Source organism: Planococcus donghaensis MPA1U2 (genome assembly GCF_000189395.1).
In the GTDB taxonomy this organism is placed as follows: Bacteria; Bacillota; Bacilli; order Bacillales_A; family Planococcaceae; genus Planococcus; species Planococcus donghaensis_B.
Window position 1 is genome coordinate 39,800 of the sequence record NZ_AEPB01000053.1, and the last position, 22,590, is coordinate 62,389.

The following is a 22,590-nucleotide window of genomic DNA, read 5'->3' on the forward strand; positions in this document are numbered from 1 at the left end:
GGTTATGTATTGAGATTAACAGAATGGACAATGGAAGAGCAGGAACAGCTAATTCATTTTATGACAACAAATTCTTGGCCTTTTCATGGTCATGAACACCCAGTCCGAGCTTTGATTGAAAAAACAATTGAAGAAGGCGGCTATAAATCAGATCAAGTTACAACGTTTTGGATTGAAGATGAAGATAAAAAGCAAGTAGGTTTAGTGCAAATCTTTGATTTGCAAGACGACATTCCATTGTTTGACTTGAGAATTGCGGATCCGTATCGAAACAAAGGGTACGGACCTAAAGCTTTGAAGATGGTAGCAGATTATGTGTTTTCACTACCTGAAAAGAAAATTCGTTTAGAAGGCAATACACGCCATGATAATTTTGCCATGCGTAAAGCGTTTGAACGTACAGGTTTTGTTAAAGAAGCGCATTTACGACAAGCTTGGTTTTCGCCACGAGAAAATCGCTATTACGATGCAGTAATTTATGGCATGACACGTGAAGACTGGCAAGCTGGAATTACCACACCCGTTCTTTGGGATGATGCTGTGATTGAGAAGAAGTCACGACCATTTAATCCTGTCTTACTCGATTTCCCGGAAGAATTTGAATCAGAACGACTGCTGATTCGGGCACCTAGAAGAGAAGATGCAAAGGCTAATTATGAAGCAGTCATGCATTCGCTAGAATCATTTCGACCGTGGTTGCAATTTGCGCAACAAAAACCAGACCTTGCACAAACCGAGGCAACATTAATTGAAGCAGAAGCAAACTTTAAATTACGTAAAGATTTGCGCTTGCATTTTTTCTTGAAAGAAACCGGACAATTTATCGGTTCTACAGGGTTGCATCGCATCGACTGGGAAGTGCGTAAATTTGAAATTGGCTATTGGGTAGACAGCCGCTACGAAGGCAAGGGCTTTGTCTCAGAAGCAGTAGACCGCATTACGCGTTTTGCGTTTGAAGAGTTAGGGGCAAATCGTGTCGAGATTCGTTGCGACCCAGATAATGTTCGGAGCCGCGCAGTAGCGAACCGACTCAATTTTGAATTAGAAGGTATTTTGCGTAACGATACAATTTCTCGTGTTGGAAACAAACTACGCGATACATGCGTATATGCGAAAATTCGGGAAGAATAGCAATTATACAAACAGGAAGGGCAATTACGTAATTGCCCTTCCTGTTTGTATATAATAATCTAGTAAACAAAAAGGGTTGACCACAAAGCCGTTTATTACGACTTTTGGGTCAACCCTTTGAGTATTTATCATGCTATGGTTATAAACCTTTACGACCGGTAACCAAATTGATAACTAAAATGATTGCAGCAATAATTAATAGAATGTGTATTAGACCGCCTGCTACGTCCATTAAGAATCCGATAAGCCATATTACAATAACAACTGCAAGAATAATCCAAAGAATACGTGCCATGTTTTTTCACCTAACCTTTCTGTAATCGTTATTTTGATTATAGTAATAAGTACCCCAGCGATAATTAGCTTAAACCTTTCTGAAAAAATGAATTGTTTAAAGTGAGACTCAGTCCAGTTGTTTCAATGATGGCGGTATAGTAAACTGAACATAGCTAAGTGAGGGAGGAAAGAATTTTGCCTACTCCAAGTATGGAAGACCATATTGAAATCATATATTCTTTAATTGAGCAAAAAGGCTATGCGCGAGTATCAGATATCGCGGAGGCCTTATCCGTGTTACCATCTTCTGTGACTAAGATGGTGCAGAAGCTAGATAAAGACGGATACTTAATATACGAACGCTACAGAGGTCTCGTGTTGACCCCCAAAGGCCAAAAGCTAGGTAAACGGCTATTAGAACGACATGGCTTACTGGAGCAGTTTCTACAGCTAATCGGTGTGGAAGAAGAACGGATTTATGAAGATGTTGAAGGTATTGAACATCATTTGAGCTGGAATTCAATCGATCGGATTGCTGATTTGGTCCAACTACTGGAAGAAAGCCCGGATTTTACGGAAAAACTTAAGAAAATGAAAGCAGCAGGAAAAGATAGTTAAAGAAAATAGGAGGAACTAATTATGGCTTTGCACCCAGGGTTAAAAGCAACATTACAAGTAAAAGATCGTTCAACGTCGCAATGGATCTTATCAGATGGTTCAGGCGATGAAGTAATGATGAACGCATCAGAAATAGAAGAAGGTCAGGAAATTGGAGAGGAAATTGAAGTTTTTCTTTACCGCAATCGCCAAGGTGGCGTTTCGGCAACACCAATGATTCCGCATATTTTGCCAAGTGAATATGGCTGGGCGAAAATTTTGAAAGTATCGCAACGTGAAGGAGCGGTAGTTGATATTGGCACAACACGCGAAGTGTATTTGTTGCCAGCGGATCTGCCACAAATTTTAGAGTTGTGGCCAAAACAAGGTGATCATATCTTTATGACACTTCGTACAGATCGCCATGGTGATTTATATGGCCGTTTAGCTACGGAAGAAAAAGTATTGGAATTAATGGAGCCAGCTCCAGAAACGCTTTTTAACCAAAACATACAAGCGCGTGCTTATCGTCTATTACCAGTGGGTACATTCATGTTATCGGTACCAGAAATGCACCGAATCTTTGTTCATGAAACAGAGCGTAGTGAAGAACCGCGCTTAGGTGAAGAAAAAACAGTACGCATTATCGGCGTAAAAGACGATGGTACATTGAATGGTTCGTTACTTCCTAGAAAACAAGAACGATTAGCAGACGATGCCGAAGAAATTATGCGTTATTTAGAAGAGTCAGGCGGGAAAATGCCGTTTACGGATAAATCTTCACCAGACGAAATCCAAGAAATTTTCGGTATGAGTAAAGCTGCTTTTAAACGTGCACTCGGGAAATTGTACAAAAACCGTCAAATCATTCAAGAAGAAGGCTGGACAAAGTCCACAAAGTAAAGGAACCTTTTCAAGTTAATTTCGTATTAATTTGAAGAAAGGGGCAAGTTCAAATGAAAAAAATAATTACTGTTATAGCATTACTGTTTACACTATCAGTTGTACTACCTTCTTATAGTTCGGCAAATGTCGGCATCAATGAGAAGTTCGGTTTGCCAATCGTAGTTTACGGAGGCAATTTATCAGCTGATGAAAAAGCATCTGTAGCTGAGAGTTTAGATGTTGCAGGAGAAGTAGATGTAGAAGAAATTGAAGTAACGGGTCAAGATTTGATCAAGTACATTAAAGACGGTGATTCTCGCGCCAATATGTATTCATCAGCAAAAATCACACGTAAAGATGAAGGTGCGGGCTTAGTCATTGAAATCGTAACACCTGATAACATTACACAAGTAACAACAGAAATGTATGCCAATGCGATGTTGACTGCTGGTATTGAAAACGCAACAGTAGAAGTAGCAGCACCAAAAGCCGTTACCGGACATTCAGCACTTGTTGGAATTTATAAAGCTTACGAAGTGAATGGAGAAGCACTAGATCCTGAGCGTACTGACGTAGCTAACGATGAATTGACAGTAGCTACGGAGCTTGTAGACGGTGGTGTTGGGGACGATGAAGTTAGCGAGTTGTTAACAGAAATCAAAAAGCAAATTGCTGAAAAAAACCCAGCTTCGCGTGAAGAAGTAGAACAGATTGTTGAAGAGCAATTAGATAAGCTTCAAATTGAGTTGAGCCCGGAAGATCGTCAATTATTAGTGGATTTGATGGACCGTATTCGCCAACTAGATATTGATTTTTCGAAATGGTCAACTCAACTAGAAGATTTGAGTAAAACAATTGAAGATAAAATCACTACAATCGTTAATGACGAAGGATTTTGGGCAAGTGTAAAAAAATTCTTTAAAAATATAGCAGATACAGTAAGTGGTTGGTTCAATTAAATGAAAACAGGCAAACCTTAAAAAAGGTTTGCCTGTTTTTTGTTAAAGTTCAATATCTTGAGGAGAACAAAAGTCAGTGATAGTATAAAGTTAATATCTTGAATTGGAGATAAATAGGGAGGGGTAATAATGAAGTTGGAAGGTATTCATCACGTTTCAGCGATAACAGCAAATGCGGTTGCCAACCATGATTTTTTTACTCGGATTCTTGGGTTGCGTTTAGTTAAAAAAACGGTCAATCAAGATAATCCCTCTTCTTATCATTTATTTTATGCGGATGCTGTTGGGACGCCGGGTACGGATATGACGTATTTTGATATCCCTATGGCAGGACGTACTTATCCCGGTGTATCAAGTATAAGTAATACGGCATTTCGTGTGAAAAACGTTGAGGCATTAGATTATTGGATAGATCGTTTTGAACGATTTAACGTACCTCATGGAAAAAAAGAGCAACGCTTTAACCGCTCGACTTTAACATTTCAAGATTTTGAAGGTTCTAGATTAATGTTAGTTGTAGACGATGGCAGTGGAATTGAATACGGCATTCCATGGACAAAAAGTGGAGTTCCAGAAGATTTTGCGATTGTTGGATTAGGTCCCGTTAGGTTGACGGTTCGAAAAAGCGATAAAACGGTAGCTGTCTTAACTACTGTTATGGGATTTGAACAAATTGGCGAATATCCATCAACTGTAGAGGGGCAAAAAGATATTTTAGTCTTTTCAACAGGAAATGGCGGTCCTGCTGGCGAAATACATGTAGAAGAACGATCGGACCTTCCGCCAGAACGCCCTGGTAGAGGAAGTGTTCATCATGTTGCATTCCGTATCAAGACAGATGAAGAATATAGTAAATGGAATGAGCATTTGCGTGCAAATGGATTGATGACTTCAGGAGAAATCGATCGTCATTATTTTAAGGCTATTTACTTTAGAGAACCAAATGGAATTCTCTTTGAATTATCAACAGATGGGCCAGGGTTTGCAACAGACGAACCGATTGACCGCTTAGGAAATGGACTTGCGTTACCACCATTTTTAGAAGCAAAGCGCAGTCAAATCGAAGCATCTTTAAAACCATTGGACACCGAATAGAATAGGGGGAAATAGAATATGGATTTTCAATTAGTAGAATTAGGCAGTGATGAATTTGCTTATCGTCTTGAAGACGAAGGTGTGACAAAAGGTGAAATTGCTTGGACACAATTGGCCGATGTGATGGTCATTGAACATACATTTGTTGAAGAATCGTTACGCCACCAAGGCTTGGCAAAAAAACTTTTAGACCAAACAGCAAACTTTGCTCGTGAACATGGATATAAAGTAGAACCTGTTTGTTCTTACGCAGTATCGGCTTTTGATCGTTACAACGACTATGATGACATTAAAATATAAAAATAAACACACAAAAAGCAATCCGCTATCAGTTGAGTGGATTGCTTTTGCTAATGCTCTACTATGTAGTTTTTCATTGGTTACCTCCGTTTTAAATGGTTGTCATTAAGAAAACGATGGCTGTTAAAATTGAAGCTCCACCAACACCGTACATAAAATCTGCCTGACTAAAAATTAGGTTTTTTTCCATTATTTAGCTCCCCTTTCAAATCTTTGTTATTAATAAAGTACCCGCTTGAGAGCTCGTTAAACAGGTTTTATTAACTTTATTAAGGGAAAAGAAAAAGAAAGGCATTGTTTTGTTTTTCGAGTACAAAACTAACTAGAAGGGGTGAAAAGAATGGTTCAGGAAACTGTAAATAGAGCAGGGGAAAAAGTTCTTGGTATTATTGGAATCGTCTTTAACATTTTAGCAATGGCATTCATCGGCTTTGCAATGGCCAGTTACTCAAGCACACCAGAATTCCGACAATCGATTGAAGATGCAATTAGAGCAGATCCAACTATGGCAAATCCTGAAGATGTAGACAGGATAATGGATATGATGTCTTCAGGTTTTAATGTGATGGGTTGGGTTATGATTGCAGTGCTCGCACTTAGCACAGTGTTAGCAATTATTGCTATTGTAAATCTTCGCAAAAAAGGAAACGCATCTGCAGCAGGTGTCTTATTTATCTTGGCAGGTTTGTTTGCAGGATTGTTATCATTAACATCTATTCTATTTTATATAGCAGCTATCATGTGTTTCGTTCGTAAACCGCGAGTGCAAAACAAACAAAGCTTGCGTGACGATGATTTCAAGTACCAAGAAGATGAATTTCATCGCAAAGAAGATTCGTTTAATAACGAACATACTACGCACAAAGACGATGACACGCCCTATCGTCCGCTCTAAAAATTTATGAGTTTTAAAAAAACCGCTACCTATAAGGTAGTGGTTTTTAAATCGTAAACGTATTTAACTGTTTGCAAAGGATGTCCTTCGAATAATTCTTCGAATTCTTCCAAGAACTGAAAGCCGTTTGCTTCATAAAAGTTACGGCCTTTCTTATTTTCGCTTTCAACGTAAACAAATAATTGGTTGCCGTTAAGTAAATGGCTTAAGCCAGTCGTGAACAGTTGTTTGCCATAACCAGAGCGTTGAAATTCAGGTTTCATATAAATCGCAATTAGTTCAGCATCGCCATCTTCATCTACTTTCGTGAAATTGGCGAAACCGACAGGCTCTCCTTCGTGTTCTGCAAGCAATATAATCGTTCTCTTTAAACGCATCTCCATCATAGGAGTAGAATATGATTTATCTAGAAAACTTTCTTGGACTGTAGAGGGAATGATTCCAGCGTATGTGTCATTCCAACTAACTTTGGCAATTTCCTGAACAGATGTGATATCTGCGGATGTACCGGTGCGAATCATACAATCACCTCTAAAATTCTTTATGCAATCATACCAAAAAAAAGGGGGAATAGCCACTAATGTAGAATAAGTAACAACAAAAGGGGGATGTAATATGGAGTGGAAGGTTTATCATTTTGAGGATTTAAGCACAAGACAATTATACGATGTGCTTAAATTGCGTGTTGATGTGTTTGTGGTGGAGCAAAACTGCCCCTATCCAGAGTTGGATGGTTTGGATCAGCAATCGATTCATCTTGTATGTAGTGAAAAGGAAGATGTGCTAGCTTATGCGCGTTTAGTGCCAGCTGGTGCCAAATATGAAGTGCCTTCTATAGGTCGTGTTATTGTACATAAAGATGCCAGAGGGCGTGGTTTGGCAAAAGAGTTGCTAGAGCGCAGTATTGATTATATTTCAAATGAATGGCATGCTGAGGCGATTAAACTGCAAGGGCAAGTTTATCTACAGGAGTTTTACGAATCTTTTGGTTTTCAGCCGATATCAGAAAGCTATGACGAAGATGGCATTCCTCATGTAGATATGAAACGAACTCTTGTAGAAATGTAATGTCTTTGACATATAAAAAAGGATTAACAGCATAAATATTAGGGTAAACATTGGTATTAGACAAATACGAAAACAGAAAAAGGAGTGCTGCAAAATGGCAAGAGGAAGAGGTCTCCTAATGGCAGGTTTAGCTGCCGGAGCATATGCATATTTTAAAAATCCTGAAAACCGTGAAAAAGCCACTAAGGCTTTTAATGATGCGAAAGTGAAGGTGAACTCTTATATGGAATCACAAAACCTAGATAAGTCAGAAAACACAAATCCAAATCCGGATAAACCATCAGACGCTTTGCAAGATCCACAAGAAGATATGGTTGCAGAAGGTGGAGCAACAACGACTATTCAATATTACAATGAGCAACAACAAAAGAAAAAAGAAACAGATTCAGAAGATGTAAAGCTATCATCAAATGACGTTAGTGAAGAAAAAGCTGAAAATACGGATTCTGCAACTCCAGAAAACAAAGTAAATACGGATAATTTATAAGAAAAAGGATGGTCTTTGACCATCCTTTTTTGCTGCTATTCATTTTTTAGAAGTCAGTCCATTTGTACTGGCTGCAATAAGTAATAAGGACCCACTAACGATAAATCCTTGATTGGGGTTTAGTGCTAGAACGCCAGTAATACCAGAACCGACAACAACCCCCGCAGAGAAAAATGCATAAAAATAACCGTAAGAACGTCCACGGGAAGCGGTGTTAGTTGAATCAATCAAAATAGAGTTGATAGAAGGAAATAATAAGGCAAAGCCTAGTCCGTAGGTACACATGCCGATATACAGTAAGGGTTCAGTTGATACTGCGCTTAAGTAGAATAAGGAAGTGCCCATGACTGCGAATCCTGCGATCAATGTATAAATCGGTTTAACAAGATCGAAAATACGATTGACTGGAAGCAAGAATACCAATATAGCAGAAATTCCGAATGCACTTAACAATAAGCCACTGAGTTGAGATTCCAAACTGAGTGCTTCAACTTTAAGTGGGAGCATATAAGCTAAAACCCCTTGGGAGAACATCAAGAAAAAAGCACCTGAAAAAGAACGAAGCAAGCCAACGTTTCTCAAGATATCCGTTAAAGAAGAAGGATTTTTAGTAGAGCTTTCTTTTTTTACAAGCGTTTGGCGCAAGAGCAAAAATGCGGCGAGACCAATAGAAAAGATTAAAATCCCGGTTAACAGCATCGTTTCTGGAACACTGTTACGGCTTGTGTAAATTGCTCCATACGCAGGACCCAGAATGGCTGCTAAACCAATAAATGCACCGGATACTGCAGATTCTTTCCCGCGCTTTTCCGATTTTGTTCTGTTGGCTAAGTAAGTAAAAGCGGCGGGAACTGTTAAACCGGCTGCGAGACCGTGAAGAAATCGTACTGCTAACAAACTATAAGAATCACCAATTAACGAATAGCTAAATAGCGTGACACTTGTTGATAATAAGCCAATCACTAAAATGGCAAAGGGACCTTTGCGATCTGAGAAAATTCCTGAAAGGATATTGCCGAACGTATTAGATAACGAATACATGCCGACCGCTAACCCGGCGATAAAAGGACTTGCGCCTAGCGATACCGCGTAAGGACTTATAATGGGAAGCTGTGCAAACAAGTCAAAGAAAGAAAAAAAGATAATAAGGTAAATAAAAATACGCAAGACAGTTCCTACTTTCCTAAACAAATTGCAGTTTTTTGGGTTTGTTCACCCTGATGTAGGGGGAAAGACAGCTATAGTTGCTTATATTATACCATCGGAGGTCTTATGATGAAAAAAGCCATGTTTATATTAAATCCATCGTCGGGAAAAGAACGTGCTTCTGAGTACCGTGGACAAGTAGAAGAAACGCTTGCCTCAATGGGATACGAAGTAGATACAAGAGAAACAGAAAAAGAAAAAGATGCTACAAATTTTGCAACAGAAGCTTGCGAAAAGGAATATGATTTCATTGTAGCAATGGGAGGAGACGGCACCATTAACGAAGCTGTCTCGGGGATAGCGGAACAGCCACATGAACCTTTGTTTTCATTAATCCCGCTGGGCACCGTTAATGATTTTGCGCGCGCTTTAGGAATTTCTTTAGATCCACCTGAAGCAATTGAAGCACTCAAAACAGGTTATGAAAAACGAGTGGATATTGCTAAAGTTGGTGATCACTACTTTATGAATATATTAGCAATCGGAGATGTAGCTGAATCCACATATGACGTAGATCCTGAGAAGAAAACCAAATTAGGAGCGTTAGCTTACTTCATCGAAGGAGTAAAAGCGATCTCTAATGACACTGAGACGTTTTTTGAAGTTGAACATGATCATGGAATATGGTCTGGTGAAGCGAAATTGATATTAGTCGCATTAACTAATTCGGTAGGCGGATTTGAAAAGTTGGCTCCAGAAGCTTTAACAGACGATGGATTGTTGCATCTTTATATCGTGAAAAATGCAGCTTTACCCGGATTTCTACGAATAGCTACGTCGGTCATCAGAGGGAAATTAGAAGAAGACCCAGCTGTTGAGGTAGTTCACACAACAAGAATTTCTATCAAAACAAACGAACCTTTATCTAGTAATATTGATGGGGATGAAGGGTGTACAACTCCGTTTGTAATTGATATTTTACCTCGTCATATTCGTGCGCTCATTCCACCGGATAAAGAGGAATAACGGCATTTTCTTTTCGCCATTCTGTATGACAAACCAAATATACCGCGGGGCTGGCAATCTGTTTGCTGGGGTTTACATTGTTTTCCTGTTAAAATTAAGTTGTATAAAGTAATAATGAAACTTTTACCCATTGAAATCGTCTGATATAGTATAAATTTTGTATTAAAACATTACTGAAGGCATATGGTTGAGAAAATATTCATAGAGCAAATGACACAAAAAAAATACAAAAATAGCAGTTTTACTCTATTATTTCGTCTTATTTCAGTATATAGTTGAAATAATGTCGGAAAAACTTGTACAAAGAAAGACGGGGAAAACATGAATATTATCACTGCACCAACTATCCAAGAAACTATTTCCAAAATTTTTATGAATGAAACAGAAAATTTAAATCAAATTGATGGTTTGGATAAATTTTTTGAAGTTGAGACACAATTAATGTACGAAATTCACCACCTGGAAAAAGAGCGTGCTAAAGAGACGTTGAGAGAATTGATTGATATGTTGTCACTTCGTTCAGAAAAGAATATCATTCGATCTATTCGCAACTATTACATTATCTTGTCTTCTGTTATGGCAAGAAAACTTTATGAGATGCGCGTACCACCTAAAAAAGCATTTGCTTTTAACGCTGCTTGTGTGGAATTAGTAGATAAACACATGAATGATTCAGAATTTATGTTTGTTGCAGACGAATTGATTGAGTTTTTTGTATCGATTATTTCGGAACGCAAGCAGCCTTCTTTTGGTCATCAAACCGTTAACAAAGTGGTAATCTACATCAACGATGAAGTAGAGCGCGATTTATCGGTCGAGGAGATTGCTAAGCATTTCAATATTTCTACAAGTCATTTATCGCGCATCTTTAGAGAACATGCTGGGATTACGCTTGTTGAATACTTGAATGTCCGCCGAGTAGAAGAATCACAATATTATCTTCGTCACTCGGACAAAGGCATTTCAGAGATCTCTAAGCAATTTCATTTCTGCAATCAAAGTTACTTTACGCGAATCTTTAAAAAGTATACGGAAGTCACGCCAAAACAATTTCGTGACAGTCAGCACATTCCGTATTTCCGTTATACATTACCAAACGCTAAGTAAGGAGAAGAAATTCTCCTTTTTTTTTGATTTTTTTATTGGTATACTATTGAGAGATGCCGTAATTTTGTCACAAAAATGAAAAAAATTATCCGTGTTCTCTTCATGGATTGAATTTTGTTCTGCTTATCGTTATACTTCATAGTAGCTAAAAAAGGTGAAGGTGACTAAATTGAAAAAGAAAATTACATTATTAATGATGATGGCATTAGCCGTTGTTTTGTTGAGTGGATGTTCAGCTGTAGAAAACAAAGAAGGTATGTTTTATACTGTTTTTGTTAAACCATTTGACGTATCACTGAATTATTTAGGTGACTTATTTGGTGGGAGTTATGGCTTAGCGATTGTAGTTATTACCATTATTATTCGTTTAGTATTAATGCCGTTTATGCTACGTACATATAAACGTCAGCAAGGGATGAAAGTCAAAATGGATGCGATGCGTCCTGAAATGGAAGATATCCAAAAGCGTTTGAAAGAAACGAAAGACAAAGAAGAACAAATGAAGTTGCAACAAGAAATGATGGGTCTTTACAAAAAGCACGAAGTAAACCCATTGAACATGGGATGTTTGCCGGTTGTTATCCAAATGCCGATTATTATGGGTCTGTATTTTGCCATTTTGCATTCACCGGATGTTCAAGCACACGAATTCTTGTGGTTTAGCCTAGGTTCACCGGATATCATCATGACGTTGATTGCTGGAGCGGTTTATTTCTTCCAAGCAAAAGTATCGTTATGGACGATGCCAGAACAACAACAAAAGCAGATGAAGTTGTTTATTTACATTTCACCGATTATGATCATGTTCATTTCATTTACATCGATGGCGGCTTTACCGGTTTACTGGACAGTCGGAGGGATTTTGTTGATCATCCAAACCTTTATCGGTCGTAAATTTTATTCGAATCATCCAGAAAAAGCACTTGAGTCAGTAGAAGAGAAAAAAGAATAATGGTGAGCCGGCAATTGTTGCCGGCTTTCTTTTTATGGGGGATGTTTAGATGAATATGAAATTAGTGCAAGGTGTGATAATTGCTCTTTTGAGCGTAACGTCACTTACTTGTTTAATATTTGGTTATTTAGAAGTGGCCGTACTGTTTATGACTGTGCTTTTCGCCATGACAAATAGCTTTCGCTATCGCCAGATGAAAGCGCAAGGTATGCACCGAGAAGCAAAGTGGATGTTCGGAATGTCCGTCACTTTTGGGGTATTGTTCTTTGTCGTGTTAGCCACTATTCTGTTTTAAAAGTAAAAGCACAATCTCTTTTATAGAGATTGTGCTTTTTGTGTGTATTCATATTTTTCTTTCATGCGTTCTTCAAGTAATGTATCCAATTGACTCATCAATGCTTGAATATCATTTTCAGATATTTGATTCACTGTCGACAGCTCCTTAGGTGTTTATACACAGTTATTCGAAGTGGAATTGGATTTATGGGGGTATTTAGTTTTGAAAGCTAAATTTATTTTAAGGGTCTAATGTAATTGGTGAAGGGAATACTAGAATATAAGCGAGACGATAAATTAATGCTAAAAAACAGGTTGAAATTTCATGCGAATTTTAAAAGAGAATGGCATAGGTTAACAAAGAATTTCAATCATAGAAATGGTAGAATAAGAAAGATATCAATAGAAGGAAGGCTTACGATGAAGTTTTTAGATCAATTCAAACAAAAAAATAAAAAGTTTTATATAAAATGGACGGTGATTGGGATGTCAGCAATTATGGCCGCGCTAGCAGCCCTCTGGTTATATATCAATGATTGGGACGCTCAACAAAGCATGAATGCATTGGTAGAGACTGTGACAGTTGAAGAACCTGCTACAGAAGCTCCAAAAGAGCAAGTTACGAAAGTTCCGGAATCTCCAGAGGTGGTAGAAGAACCGACAGAAGAAAAGCCGGTAATAGAAGAGCCTGTAGAAGAAACAGTAACCGATGCAACTGTTTATTCCGAAAAAGCATTACCGAAAGAACCGACGATTATTAACGGTATCTTGTTAGCGAATAAACAACACCCCCTACCAGAAACTTATGCTCCTGGAGAAGTACCGGAAGCGCACGCAGCTTTTGAAGCAATGAAAGCTGAGGCGGCAAAAGTAGGGATTAACTTAAATGCATTTAGTACGTATCGTAATTTCGCACGACAAAAGCAGTTATACGAAAGTTACGTAGCGAAAGATGGCCAACAAGCGGCGGATCGTTACAGTGCGAGACCTGGATATTCTGAGCATCAAACCGGATTATCATTTGATATTGGCGAATCTGGGCAAGAACAGCACTGGGCTTCAGCTTCATTTGGCGACACTGAAGGTGGCAAGTGGTTAGCGGTTAATGCTCATAACTATGGATTTATTCTTCGTTATCCTGAAGGTAAAGAAAAAATTACGGGGTATATGCATGAATCTTGGCATTTCCGATATGTCGGAAAAGATGTAGCTACGCAAATTTATGAAAAAGGTATTACACTAGAGGAATATTTAGGGGTTAATTAAACACAAAAGCGTCTTCGTAAAAATTACGAAGACGCTTTTTCTATGGAGGAAATTATAATATCGGAGCCAACAAGCGCGCGATAGATTCTTTTGTCTTGATCCAACTTGTACGGTGTAAGTACATTTCATGCGTTAATTCGGTTGAAAGTTTCATATCTTGATGGAAAAGTTCGGCAAGGTCTGTTGATACTTTTTGATCGTAAATAAACGCATTTACTTCAAAGTTTAATTTGAAGCTTCTCACATCAATATTAGCGGTACCAACAGTAGACGCTTTATTGTCTGTGACAATCATTTTTGTGTGCAAAAAGCCATTTTCATAAGTAAATATACGTGCTCCAGCTCTTAGCATTTGACCCACATAAGAATAAGTAGCCCAGTAAACAAAAGGGTGATCTGGTTTATTTGGAATCATAATTCGAACGTCAACCCCAGATAAAGCAGCAATGCGAATAGCATCATAAAAAGTAGCGTCCGGTATAAAATAAGGAGTTTGCACATAAATATATTCTTTTGCAGAATTTATAAGTTTAACATAGCCATCTTTAATCTGTTCCCAATCTTCATCGGGGCCACTAGAAACAATTTGCATAGAAGTGTTTCCTTTAGCAGGTTTAATCGGAAAGAAAAATTCATTATGTGCAATATCATGGCGAGTAGATGCCTGATTCCAGTCGCGTATAAAACGGGTTTGTAAAGGGTTAAGCGCACTGCCTTCTATACGCAAATGCGTATCCCGCCAATAGCCAAACTTGCGACTCAATCCAATGTATTCATTACCTACGTTAAAGCCGCCAAGATAACCAACCTGTCCATCGATTACAACAATTTTACGGTGATTCCGGTAGTTTAATCGAGGATTGATGATAGGTAAAATAGATGGGAAGAAGGTTTCAACTTCTCCTCCTGCAGCAATTAACTCTTTGAAATGACGCTTTCTCAAACTACGAGACCCCATATCATCGTAAAGCAAACGCACTCTGACGCCTTCTTTTGCTTTCGCGGTTAACGCATCCACAATTCGAGTGCCTAGTTCATCCAAACGGAAAATATAATATTGGACGTGAATGTGGTTGGTTGCTTTTTCGATGTCCTCAAGGAGGGCATCGAATTTCTTTCGGCCATCATTAAATATTTGGATGCTGTTATCTTCGGTGAGTAAAGCCCCGTTATTCCGTAAGTGAAGATAAATCAAATCGGCATAGTCTTTTGTGTCAGGATCTATAAATTCGAAGTTCTCATCATGCAATTCGTTCATTTGATGAGCGATTAAACTTTCGATTCCAACTCTTTTTGTGCCTTCCCATTTGAAAAGCGTTTTTTTGCGCAGTCTTCTGCCTAAAAACAAATAAATGAAGAAACCGAAAATCGGGATAAAGAATAATACCAATAACCAAGCCCATGTACTTGAAGCATCGCGTCTTTCAAGAAATACAAGAGCTGCAGCAAGAAGCACGTTCAAGATAAAAATAAATGCAGTAAAAAAGCTGAGAATAGTTACAGTCATGGGGATTCTCCTAACGTGAAATTCATGGGTAGATACACTTTTTGATCTTTGTTACCCAGCAAGGAAAATTTGCCTGGTTTATTTGAAACGCGTTTAGTGGTTGAGCGATTTAAAAAACTCCAGCCAGATAAGGCTGGAGACAATTAGCTTAATCGTTCTTCTTGTTTTAATTGCTCTACAATGCCTTCAACCTCTACACGACTCATCTTTTCTTTCCCTGATTTCAATGCTTTGAGAGTGCTGTGAGCTAATGCCAAAGGCACTTTACAAAACATCAAAATTCGTTTGTTTTTAATAGGCTTTACATAAAGGTCCGCTTTTGCCAAGTTGTTTTTAGCGTAGTTGAACATATCTTCGCGTGTCCAACCTTCAGGAACAAAAGTCACGCCCCGCTCAAAATCTTCATCGTAATTCCGTAACATATTGACCGCTTGTAACCCGCGACCGAAAGCGATGGCGTGGTCTGGGTCTGTTACCGTCCCATCATGCCAATGCCAAATATCTGAAAGCATTGTGCCGACAAGGCCAGCCACATAATACGTATACTCATCTAAGTCTTCTTTTGTTTGGATTACCCAGTTTTTTTCAACCCACTTGGACATGCCGCCCGCCATAATCGCTGTGGATTCTATTACTTTCCCTCTAATTTCTTCAGGACAAACATGGATCCAATCTGCTAAGCGCATTGTAACAGGTGGCAAAAATGCTTGATAAGGCGTAACGAGTTCTAAATAAGCATCCTCATCAAAATTTGTTTCCAGCATTGTTTGAATCGTGCTCAGTAATTTGATTTTAGCTTGATCATCCAGTTCTGGGTGATCTTCAATTTCATCAATCGCTCGCATACAAAGATAAGCCGAGCCGACGGTTTTCTTTAACGTAGGTTCTAAAAAGCTTATTGGGATGAAAAAGGTCCGGCTCGTTTCCTTTAGCATGATTAAGGACTCTTTTTGTAAATTCGAAACTTTGCTCATCTCAATTTCCTCCTGTTGTGTGTATTGACGTTCCATAATTTTATGTATATGACAACGCGTCTAATTACAAAATGGCTTCCTACTAAATATAAACCATCTAGATGAAAAAACAAACAAATACCCCACAAGCTAGAACATTGTGCATAAAAAAGCCCTTTAAACAAATTGAGTTGCTTAAAGGGAGAGGGTTAATCTGTGTAAAAATAACGCCAAGCTTCATGGATTCCGCCGGCATAACTTTCTGTAGCTCGGTAAATAGAAGGGTGATGTGGTTGTTCAAGTAGCTCGGGCTGTGCATTTCCAACGATAACAGAGGGGAATCCCATCGTTAGCATTTCTGCATCATTTCCCGAATCGCCAGCTACTAGTAGTTTCGCGTCATCTAGCTGGTACTTGTTTAAAATATATTGAAGTGCTTGTCCTTTTCCACTACCTGCTGGAAGAATATCGACATCACGTCCTCCACTATAGATTAACTTGTACGAAACTTCCGCTTGATCAAGTGCCGCACGGAAATCTTCTACAACAGTAGGGTCAGTTGCATAATAAGAGCAGCGGTTTGTAATGGGGAGCTCTTGGGAAACCAAACCGGAAATCTGACGGGCAATGGCATCTATTTTTTTAGGCATCCACGACTGCTCTAGATGTTGTGACCATACGACATCTGGTGCTAATGATTCTCCTATATAAATAGCGGTTCCTACGTCTGTAATCAGCACGTCAGGAACCGGTAAGTTTTCTTCATCAATAAGGGTTAAGGCAGATTGATAATGTCTGCCTGTAATGTAAACTAACGACACATCGTACGGTTGATTGGTGTAAAAATCGAGTAGCATTTGCAAACTATTTTGATCACCGACGAGCGTCCCGTCCAGATCTGTTGCTAATAAATGCGTTGCTGCGTGCATGAATAATCACCTCATATAAAGTATTGATGCGAGAAGAGATAGAATCCCAATCAAAGTCTTTGCGAGCAATCTTTTCAGCTTGGCGACTTAATCGCTCTGTTAATAATGCATTTGCTGACAAAATATCCATCGCAATGGCTAAATCTATTTCGTTTTTTGTTTCAACTAATAATCCTGAAATTCCATCTTGGACGACATTTTTTAATCCGCCCACGTTTGAAGCGATAACGGGACTTCCGCAAGCTTGGGCTTCTGCAGCTACCATGCCGAAAGATTCATAGAAACTTGGCACAATTGTAGCGGTAGCCGAATTGAATAATAAAGCCAATTCTTCTTGGCTTTGAGGACCTAAAAACTCTACTCGATTTTCAATGCCTTTAATGGCTTCACGCAGCTTGTCGTCTTTAGGCAATCCTGTTTTCGAGTCAAAGTCTTCCGTATCTCCACCCGCAATGACTAAGTAAGGGGGTTCGGCAGATTTGTTTTTTTCAACCAACAACTGGAAAGCTTTTAATAAAGTGAAAATCCCTTTTGTTACTTCTAATCTTCCGGCAAAAACGTAAAGAGGGCTGCCGTAACCAAATCTTTTACGTAAATGTGTTCGATTGCTACGTACTTTGAACGCTTCATCCACTCCAATTGGAATAACTTGAATAGGAGAAGGTGCGTTTATATGAGATTCGATTAATTGTTTCTCATTTTTAGTAGTAGCTATTACATGATCTGTATTTTTCAAAATTGCTTTTTCTGCGTTTATCCGGCGCTGGTCGTGAACACCTGTGGCCCGCTCTTTTGCCCATGCAAGCGAATGAGTGGTGTGTACATATGGCAATCCAAATTCTTTCTTTAATCTTTTTCCGATTAAGCCTGATAACCAATAGTGTGTGTGGACAATATCATAAGACGCTAAATTTAACGTAGTTTTCAACTCTCTATAAAATGCTGGAAGCATGGCATACATTTCATCTTTTGAAACAAACCCTTTATGTCCAGCTTCTAATCTGATGACGCGACACTTAACCCCGAACGTTTCTATTTGAGGTGCTGAAGAATCGCACCAATGAGTGACAACATCAACTTGCCAACCTTTATTTTCTAATGCAAGTGCTAATTGTTTAACATAATTGTTTTGGCCGCCCGATTGTTTGCCACCGAGCTTAGCTAAAGGATCTCCATGATCCGATATAAATAATGCTTTTTTGTTCATCAAAGCTCAGCTCCTTTTGTTTTTTTAAAAGAGGTCATCATGAATATTTACCCGTATTTCAGAATTTTTAAGCGGATATTTTAAAATTGGTTCTTTTTGACTGGTGAAACTTTTTCGTTATTAGAAAAAGCAGTAATATAGCTTTACCCCAAAAATCTGAAATATAATCCACAATCTTCCACTTTTCAAGAAAACGAATTTGAGTCTCTAGACGCACTGGATTAGAATGAAGACACAAGACTTTTGGAAACTAGGTGTTTATATGAAATCATTAATTATTATTGGTTCAGGAATTTTAGGAGCTTCAGCTGCATATCATGCGGCGAAAGCTGGAGCAGCTGTTGTCTTAATAGATCGTGGCGATAAGGGACAAGCGACAGGAGCTGCAGCTGGTATCGTCTGTCCATGGATCTCTCAGCGTAGAAACAAAGCATGGTACAACTTAGCGAAAAGTGGAGCTAAATATTATCCGGAATTGATCGGCGAGCTTGAAGTTTTAGGTGAAGAGGATACAGGCTACAAACAAGTAGGGATTGTCAGCATTCATGAAGCTAGTAAATTAGATAAAATGGAACAGAAAGCATATGAGAGAAGAGTAGATGCACCTGAAATGGGAGACATTAAAAGATTATCTTCAGAAGAGACGAGAGAAATTTTTCCTTATGCGACTGAAGAATATGGCGCACTTTGGGTCAGTGGGGCGGCTCGAGTAGATGGGAGAGCTGTTCGAGATGCGCTAATTTCAGGAGCTGTAAAGCTTGGCGCAGAGCGCGTAACAGGGGATGCAAAATTATTGGTTGAAGAAGGGCAAGTTGTTGGAGTGGAAGTAGCTGGCAAACAAATTATTGCGGACCGAGTTGTTTCAACAGGAGGTGCATGGGCAGCAGAGTTGTTCAAACCATTGGGATTGGATTTAGACATTGTGCCACAAAAAGCACAGATTCTTCATTTGTATGCTGATTCTCAGGAAACGGGGAGTTGGCCAGTTGCTATGGTTCCATACGGTCAATATATTGTCCCGTTTGCAGAGGGTAAAATTGTTGCTGGTGCCACGCATGAAAATGGAGTGGGTTTTGATGACAAGCTAACGGCAGCGGGGATTCACCATATTCTTGATAAAACTTTAGAAGCAGCACCTGGACTTGGTGAAGCAGAAGTGGCAGGGGCAGCAACTGGCTTTCGCCCTGCTACAACAAGTGCGCTTCCGTTTATCGGACAAGTGCCAGGCTATCCGACATTTTTTGCAGCTAACGGACTGGGTGCTTCTGGTCTAACTGCGGGTCCATATTTAGGAGGCCAATTGGCAAAACTTGCTCTTGGGGAACCTGTCGATATCGATTTGAGTCTTTATCAAGTAGAAGATGCGTTCAGGAGTTAAAAAGGAGGCCTGGGTATATGTATTGGTGCAAAATCGCTCGGACAGAGACAGAATATGCTGAAATTGCACGCTTAAACTATGACACCTTTGTAGAAGAAATTCCTCAACATCAAACAAATGATAGCGGTACACGTGTCGATCCCTTCCATGAGCAAAATACATATTTAATTGTATTGTCAGGAATGGAAGTGGTAGGCATGATTGCACTGCGCTCTGACCGTCCGTTTTCGTTGGATCTAAAAATCGGTAGGATTGAAGAGCTTTTGCCGAATGCGGGGAAAATTTGTGAAATTCGTTTGCTGGCAATACGTAAAGCGCATCGCAACGGACGGGTGTTTTTTCTGTTAGCGCGTGCATTATCGGATTTTTGCTTAGAGCAAGGTTTTGACTCGGCAGTTATTTCTGGCACGACCCGTCAAATGAAACTGTATGGACAGCTCGGATTTCGTGCGTTTGCAGAACCGGTCGGAACAGGAGAAGCCATCTTTATCCCGATGGTTACGACACGTCGCCAATACATGGATTCTGTTGCTGCAAGGTTACAAGCAAAACGCAGGCTGTTTGTTCCGGGACCGGTTGCTTTGACTGAACAACTCGCCAATCCTTTCAAAGAAGCACCTATTTCACATCGTTCAGCGGCTTTTCGGGAAGTGCGGCAAGAAGTGGATCGATTACTTGAGAATATGACAGATATGACTCCCCATCTATTAGCAGGAAGTGGGACTTTAGCGAACGAGGCTATGCTCGCGCAAATAAAGCGACTAAATTCAAAAGGATTAATTTTGGTAAATGGTGAATTTGGCAGACGTTTAGTTCGACAAGCAGAGCGTGTTAACTTGGATTATGAGGTAGTAGAAGAATCGTGGGGGCAGGCTTTCGATTTTGAAAAAATAAAAAAGCGCATTGAAACAGAAGACTTTCAGTGGGTCCTTATGGTCCATGGCGAAACTGCTACGGGTCAATTAAACAATTTTCACGAACTTATTAATAGTTGTAAAGAGGGAGACATTAAGCTTTGCTTGGATTGCATTAGTAGCTTTGGGGCTGTACCATTTTCGCTTGAAGAGGTTTGGCTCGCTACAGCAACAAGTGGCAAGGCCATTGGAACTTTGAGTGGTGTTGCCATCGTCTTTGCAAATCATAAAATAGAGCCAGACGAAACCGTGCCTAGCTATTTAGACCTTGGACTTTATGCAACCGACATTCCGTTTACATTTTCTGCGAGTTTACTAGAAAGCTTACATCGCGCATTAAAGGCATATCCAGCTCGCTATGAATTATTAAATCAGCGCTTTCATAAGTTGCAGGAGGATACACAAGATTGGCCAACTTTAGCGACTGGTTACCCGACAGCTCGAACTTTCCAAGCAGTAGAAGATATTCGTTTTCTTGTTGAAGATGCTCATCTTTCAGGTTTTGAGTTGCATTCAGCAAGTGGTTATTTAAAAACACGGGAATTGTTTCAAGTTACCTGCATTCAACCAGAGTTTGAAAAAGACTGGGAGCACTTCTTAGAATTTTATGAAGTTTACCATCGCTACCATGTAAAAGAAAAAGCCCGTCACTCAATGTGATGAGTGATGAGTTAAGAGTGTAAAACAAATTTATTTCCTTTTTTGAAAAAAGAGTACTTCATACTAGCGAAGGTGCGTCCACGGGGGAGGCGGAGTGAGAAGGCAGATGGTCTTCCTGGCTTCTCGCGAGAGCCATCCCCAAAGCGACCGGAGCGATGGATTCCCATAAAAAAACTGTAGACCACTCGAATTTATCGAGTTTGTCTACAGTCTAAGCCCGTCATTCAATGTGACGGGCTTTTGTTATGCCATTACTTTTTTGTGCACCGCTAATATAAACGTCTTGTAAGGGAAGTCGGGCATAGGTTTGATCAAATCTTTTGCAATCGTAGCGTGTTTTATTGCTAGTTCTTTGTCGCCGAGCTCTAAGTAAATGAGAGCCATATAGGCATCTTTTTCATAATGCAACGACAAATCATAAGGGTGGTGTAGAAATTCCCAAAGCTCGTGCTTTTTCAGCCACACCAACGCTTCGTCAAATTGTCCGAGACCATATAATGCTTTTCCTTTTTCTAAAGTAAACATAAAGATTTTGTCTTCTGGATACTTTTCTAAGTTTTCATCAATCAACGCAAGAGCTGTATGGTAGTCGTGAGCAAAAGAATTTAAATAATGAACTTCAATCGCATCAGCGAACGCGCTCACTTCATCGTCTTCTGTAAAATCCGCAAACAAATGAAGTTTGGAAATGTAATAATCTTTTCTTGCTGTATCCTCTTCTAACATTGCTTGAAAACCTGCCAGACGATAAAGTGCGTCAATACGATAAAACACTTGATGCTCTTTAGAGTATTGAATAGCTTCTTCCATTAAGCGCTTAGCGTTTTCGCCATCCCCGATAGCGGAATAAAGAATTGACTCGTAATAATCGAAATCCAATTTTTTTAATGGATCTAATACTCCGGCACGTTCTTCAAAAGTTTTTCTAGATGTTTGAATTAAGACTAACGCTTCTTTATAGCGGTGTTCCGTAAATGCCATCATTGCTTTAAATATATGAAGGTCCGCACTTTGGTTGATCATATGCAAGCTCTCGTATATTTCTTCTGCTTTTTTTAACGCTTCTTCCCAACCACTTTGTTTAGAGTGGTAACTGCAATATCCATAAATTTCAAAGAGCCTTGCAGATTCGTAACGAAAGGGAAGTTGTTCGAGATAGGGTGTTAGAATCTTAACGATGTTTTTATACTTTGCAATTAATTCATCGCTTAATAATTCTTTTGTATAAAGCTTTTCGATTTTTTCCAGTAAGCTTCTCAATTCATGAGTGGGTAGGCTTTCAAGAAGTTCGTTCTGATCTACCTGTAGCTGCTCTGCGATATAGGCTAAGCTTTCCATCGAAGGATTCGCTTTGTTATTTTCGATTAAACTAAGCATGCCTTTTGTCAGTTGATCACCTGCTAAAGCTTGCAAGGTCAACCCTTTTTGTTTGCGTAAATTCTTGATGCGTTCGCCTAAAGTAGCCATTGGATCACCTGCCTTTTCGATAGTTTAATTATATTAAACTTTTTCTTGTCATGTCAATTTGGTTGTGATATATTTTGTTTAATTAAATTAAACTTTGGTTTAGGAGGGC

At 39.2% G+C, this 22,590-nt stretch carries 24 protein-coding genes; 16 read left to right on the forward strand and 8 right to left on the reverse strand.

The features are described from left to right. Nucleotides 1–9 precede the first annotated feature (9 nt). Nucleotides 10–1,131, forward strand: a complete 1,122-nt coding sequence (locus tag GPDM_RS13925; RefSeq protein WP_008432349.1) for a GNAT family N-acetyltransferase — start codon at nucleotides 10–12, stop codon at nucleotides 1,129–1,131. Between the two features lie 139 nt (nucleotides 1,132–1,270). Here GPDM_RS13925 and GPDM_RS16595 read toward each other — a convergent pair whose 3' ends face one another. Further along, nucleotides 1,271–1,426 (reverse strand): lmo0937 family membrane protein, encoded by a 156-nt coding sequence (locus GPDM_RS16595; RefSeq protein ID WP_008432351.1) that lies wholly within the window; start codon nucleotides 1,424–1,426, stop codon nucleotides 1,271–1,273. Nucleotides 1,427–1,602: 176 nt separating this feature from the next. Here GPDM_RS16595 and mntR point away from each other — a divergent pair, with 176 nt between their 5' ends. The 6 genes from mntR (at nucleotide 1,603) to GPDM_RS13955 (ending at nucleotide 6,138) form a co-directional block, all read left to right on the forward strand. Continuing rightward, entirely contained in the window at nucleotides 1,603–2,025 is a 423-nt protein-coding gene (gene mntR / locus GPDM_RS13930; RefSeq protein WP_008432353.1) for a transcriptional regulator MntR, read from the forward strand. Nucleotides 2,026–2,046: 21 nt separating this feature from the next. Beyond that, nucleotides 2,047–2,907 carry a CvfB family protein gene (locus GPDM_RS13935; RefSeq protein ID WP_008432354.1) on the forward strand — a complete coding sequence of 287 codons (861 nt, stop codon included), beginning with the start codon at nucleotides 2,047–2,049 and terminating at the stop codon, nucleotides 2,905–2,907. A 53-nt stretch (nucleotides 2,908–2,960) separates the two neighbouring features. Next, complete coding sequence (locus tag GPDM_RS13940) at nucleotides 2,961–3,848, forward strand: DUF1002 domain-containing protein (RefSeq protein WP_008432356.1); 888 nt, start codon at nucleotides 2,961–2,963, stop codon at nucleotides 3,846–3,848. A gap of 129 nt (nucleotides 3,849–3,977) precedes the next feature. After that, on the forward strand, nucleotides 3,978–4,943 hold the full coding sequence (locus GPDM_RS13945; RefSeq protein ID WP_008432357.1) for a ring-cleaving dioxygenase: 966 nt from the start codon (nucleotides 3,978–3,980) through the stop codon (nucleotides 4,941–4,943). A gap of 18 nt (nucleotides 4,944–4,961) precedes the next feature. Then, nucleotides 4,962–5,243 (forward strand): GNAT family N-acetyltransferase, encoded by a 282-nt coding sequence (locus GPDM_RS13950; protein WP_008432359.1) that lies wholly within the window; start codon nucleotides 4,962–4,964, stop codon nucleotides 5,241–5,243. A gap of 340 nt (nucleotides 5,244–5,583) precedes the next feature. Beyond that, nucleotides 5,584–6,138, forward strand: coding sequence for a DUF4064 domain-containing protein (locus GPDM_RS13955; RefSeq protein ID WP_008432362.1), 555 nt, complete (start codon nucleotides 5,584–5,586; stop codon nucleotides 6,136–6,138). A 29-nt stretch (nucleotides 6,139–6,167) separates the two neighbouring features. Here the strand turns inward: GPDM_RS13955 and GPDM_RS13960 are convergent, their stop codons facing one another. Next, the gene (locus GPDM_RS13960; RefSeq protein WP_008432364.1) at nucleotides 6,168–6,659 is read right to left on the reverse strand and encodes a GNAT family N-acetyltransferase; all 492 of its coding nucleotides are present in this window, start codon (nucleotides 6,657–6,659) and stop codon (nucleotides 6,168–6,170) included. Between the two features lie 94 nt (nucleotides 6,660–6,753). Between GPDM_RS13960 and GPDM_RS13965 the strand changes: the two genes are divergently transcribed. Further along, nucleotides 6,754–7,206 carry a GNAT family N-acetyltransferase gene (locus GPDM_RS13965; RefSeq protein WP_008432366.1) on the forward strand — a complete coding sequence of 151 codons (453 nt, stop codon included), beginning with the start codon at nucleotides 6,754–6,756 and terminating at the stop codon, nucleotides 7,204–7,206. Nucleotides 7,207–7,324: 118 nt separating this feature from the next. Next, nucleotides 7,325–7,693, forward strand: a complete 369-nt coding sequence (locus GPDM_RS13970; RefSeq protein WP_100069908.1) for a hypothetical protein — start codon at nucleotides 7,325–7,327, stop codon at nucleotides 7,691–7,693. Between the two features lie 39 nt (nucleotides 7,694–7,732). Here GPDM_RS13970 and GPDM_RS13975 read toward each other — a convergent pair whose 3' ends face one another. Then, complete coding sequence (locus GPDM_RS13975) at nucleotides 7,733–8,860, reverse strand: MFS transporter (RefSeq protein ID WP_008432368.1); 1,128 nt, start codon at nucleotides 8,858–8,860, stop codon at nucleotides 7,733–7,735. 108 nt (nucleotides 8,861–8,968) lie between these two features. Here GPDM_RS13975 and GPDM_RS13980 point away from each other — a divergent pair, with 108 nt between their 5' ends. The 5 genes from GPDM_RS13980 (at nucleotide 8,969) to GPDM_RS14000 (ending at nucleotide 13,466) form a co-directional block, all read left to right on the forward strand. Then, nucleotides 8,969–9,865 carry a diacylglycerol/lipid kinase family protein gene (locus GPDM_RS13980; protein WP_008432370.1) on the forward strand — a complete coding sequence of 299 codons (897 nt, stop codon included), beginning with the start codon at nucleotides 8,969–8,971 and terminating at the stop codon, nucleotides 9,863–9,865. A 321-nt stretch (nucleotides 9,866–10,186) separates the two neighbouring features. Then, the gene (locus GPDM_RS13985; RefSeq protein WP_008432372.1) at nucleotides 10,187–10,972 is read left to right on the forward strand and encodes an AraC family transcriptional regulator; all 786 of its coding nucleotides are present in this window, start codon (nucleotides 10,187–10,189) and stop codon (nucleotides 10,970–10,972) included. Between the two features lie 169 nt (nucleotides 10,973–11,141). Beyond that, nucleotides 11,142–11,924: a membrane protein insertase YidC gene (gene yidC, locus GPDM_RS13990; RefSeq protein ID WP_008432374.1), complete on the forward strand. Its 783-nt coding sequence runs from the start codon at nucleotides 11,142–11,144 to the stop codon at nucleotides 11,922–11,924. Between the two features lie 49 nt (nucleotides 11,925–11,973). Further along, nucleotides 11,974–12,219 carry a hypothetical protein gene (locus GPDM_RS13995; RefSeq protein ID WP_008432376.1) on the forward strand — a complete coding sequence of 82 codons (246 nt, stop codon included), beginning with the start codon at nucleotides 11,974–11,976 and terminating at the stop codon, nucleotides 12,217–12,219. A gap of 401 nt (nucleotides 12,220–12,620) precedes the next feature. Next, nucleotides 12,621–13,466 (forward strand): M15 family metallopeptidase, encoded by an 846-nt coding sequence (locus tag GPDM_RS14000; RefSeq protein WP_008432378.1) that lies wholly within the window; start codon nucleotides 12,621–12,623, stop codon nucleotides 13,464–13,466. 52 nt (nucleotides 13,467–13,518) lie between these two features. Here GPDM_RS14000 and cls read toward each other — a convergent pair whose 3' ends face one another. From cls to GPDM_RS14020, 4 genes are all read right to left on the reverse strand, one after another. After that, nucleotides 13,519–14,973 carry a cardiolipin synthase gene (cls, locus tag GPDM_RS14005; RefSeq protein ID WP_008432380.1) on the reverse strand — a complete coding sequence of 485 codons (1,455 nt, stop codon included), beginning with the start codon at nucleotides 14,971–14,973 and terminating at the stop codon, nucleotides 13,519–13,521. A gap of 143 nt (nucleotides 14,974–15,116) precedes the next feature. Continuing rightward, nucleotides 15,117–15,947, reverse strand: coding sequence for a squalene/phytoene synthase family protein (locus GPDM_RS14010; protein WP_008432381.1), 831 nt, complete (start codon nucleotides 15,945–15,947; stop codon nucleotides 15,117–15,119). A 188-nt stretch (nucleotides 15,948–16,135) separates the two neighbouring features. Continuing rightward, on the reverse strand, nucleotides 16,136–16,855 hold the full coding sequence (locus tag GPDM_RS14015) for an HAD-IIB family hydrolase (RefSeq protein ID WP_008432382.1): 720 nt from the start codon (nucleotides 16,853–16,855) through the stop codon (nucleotides 16,136–16,138). After that, nucleotides 16,800–18,062, reverse strand: a complete 1,263-nt coding sequence (locus GPDM_RS14020) for a glycosyltransferase (protein WP_008432383.1) — start codon at nucleotides 18,060–18,062, stop codon at nucleotides 16,800–16,802. Before GPDM_RS14020 ends, GPDM_RS14015 begins: the two co-directional genes overlap by 56 nt. 262 nt (nucleotides 18,063–18,324) lie before the next feature. Between GPDM_RS14020 and GPDM_RS14025 the strand changes: the two genes are divergently transcribed. Both GPDM_RS14025 and GPDM_RS14030 read left to right on the forward strand, forming a co-directional pair. Further along, nucleotides 18,325–19,440, forward strand: coding sequence for an NAD(P)/FAD-dependent oxidoreductase (locus tag GPDM_RS14025; protein ID WP_008432385.1), 1,116 nt, complete (start codon nucleotides 18,325–18,327; stop codon nucleotides 19,438–19,440). 17 nt (nucleotides 19,441–19,457) lie between these two features. Then, entirely contained in the window at nucleotides 19,458–21,014 is a 1,557-nt protein-coding gene (locus tag GPDM_RS14030) for a GNAT family N-acetyltransferase (protein ID WP_008432386.1), read from the forward strand. 243 nt (nucleotides 21,015–21,257) lie between these two features. On the opposite strand, the gene GPDM_RS14035 is transcribed toward GPDM_RS14030, so the two are convergent. Next, nucleotides 21,258–22,481, reverse strand: a complete 1,224-nt coding sequence (locus tag GPDM_RS14035; protein WP_008432388.1) for a helix-turn-helix domain-containing protein — start codon at nucleotides 22,479–22,481, stop codon at nucleotides 21,258–21,260. Between the last annotated feature and the right edge of the window lie 109 nt (nucleotides 22,482–22,590).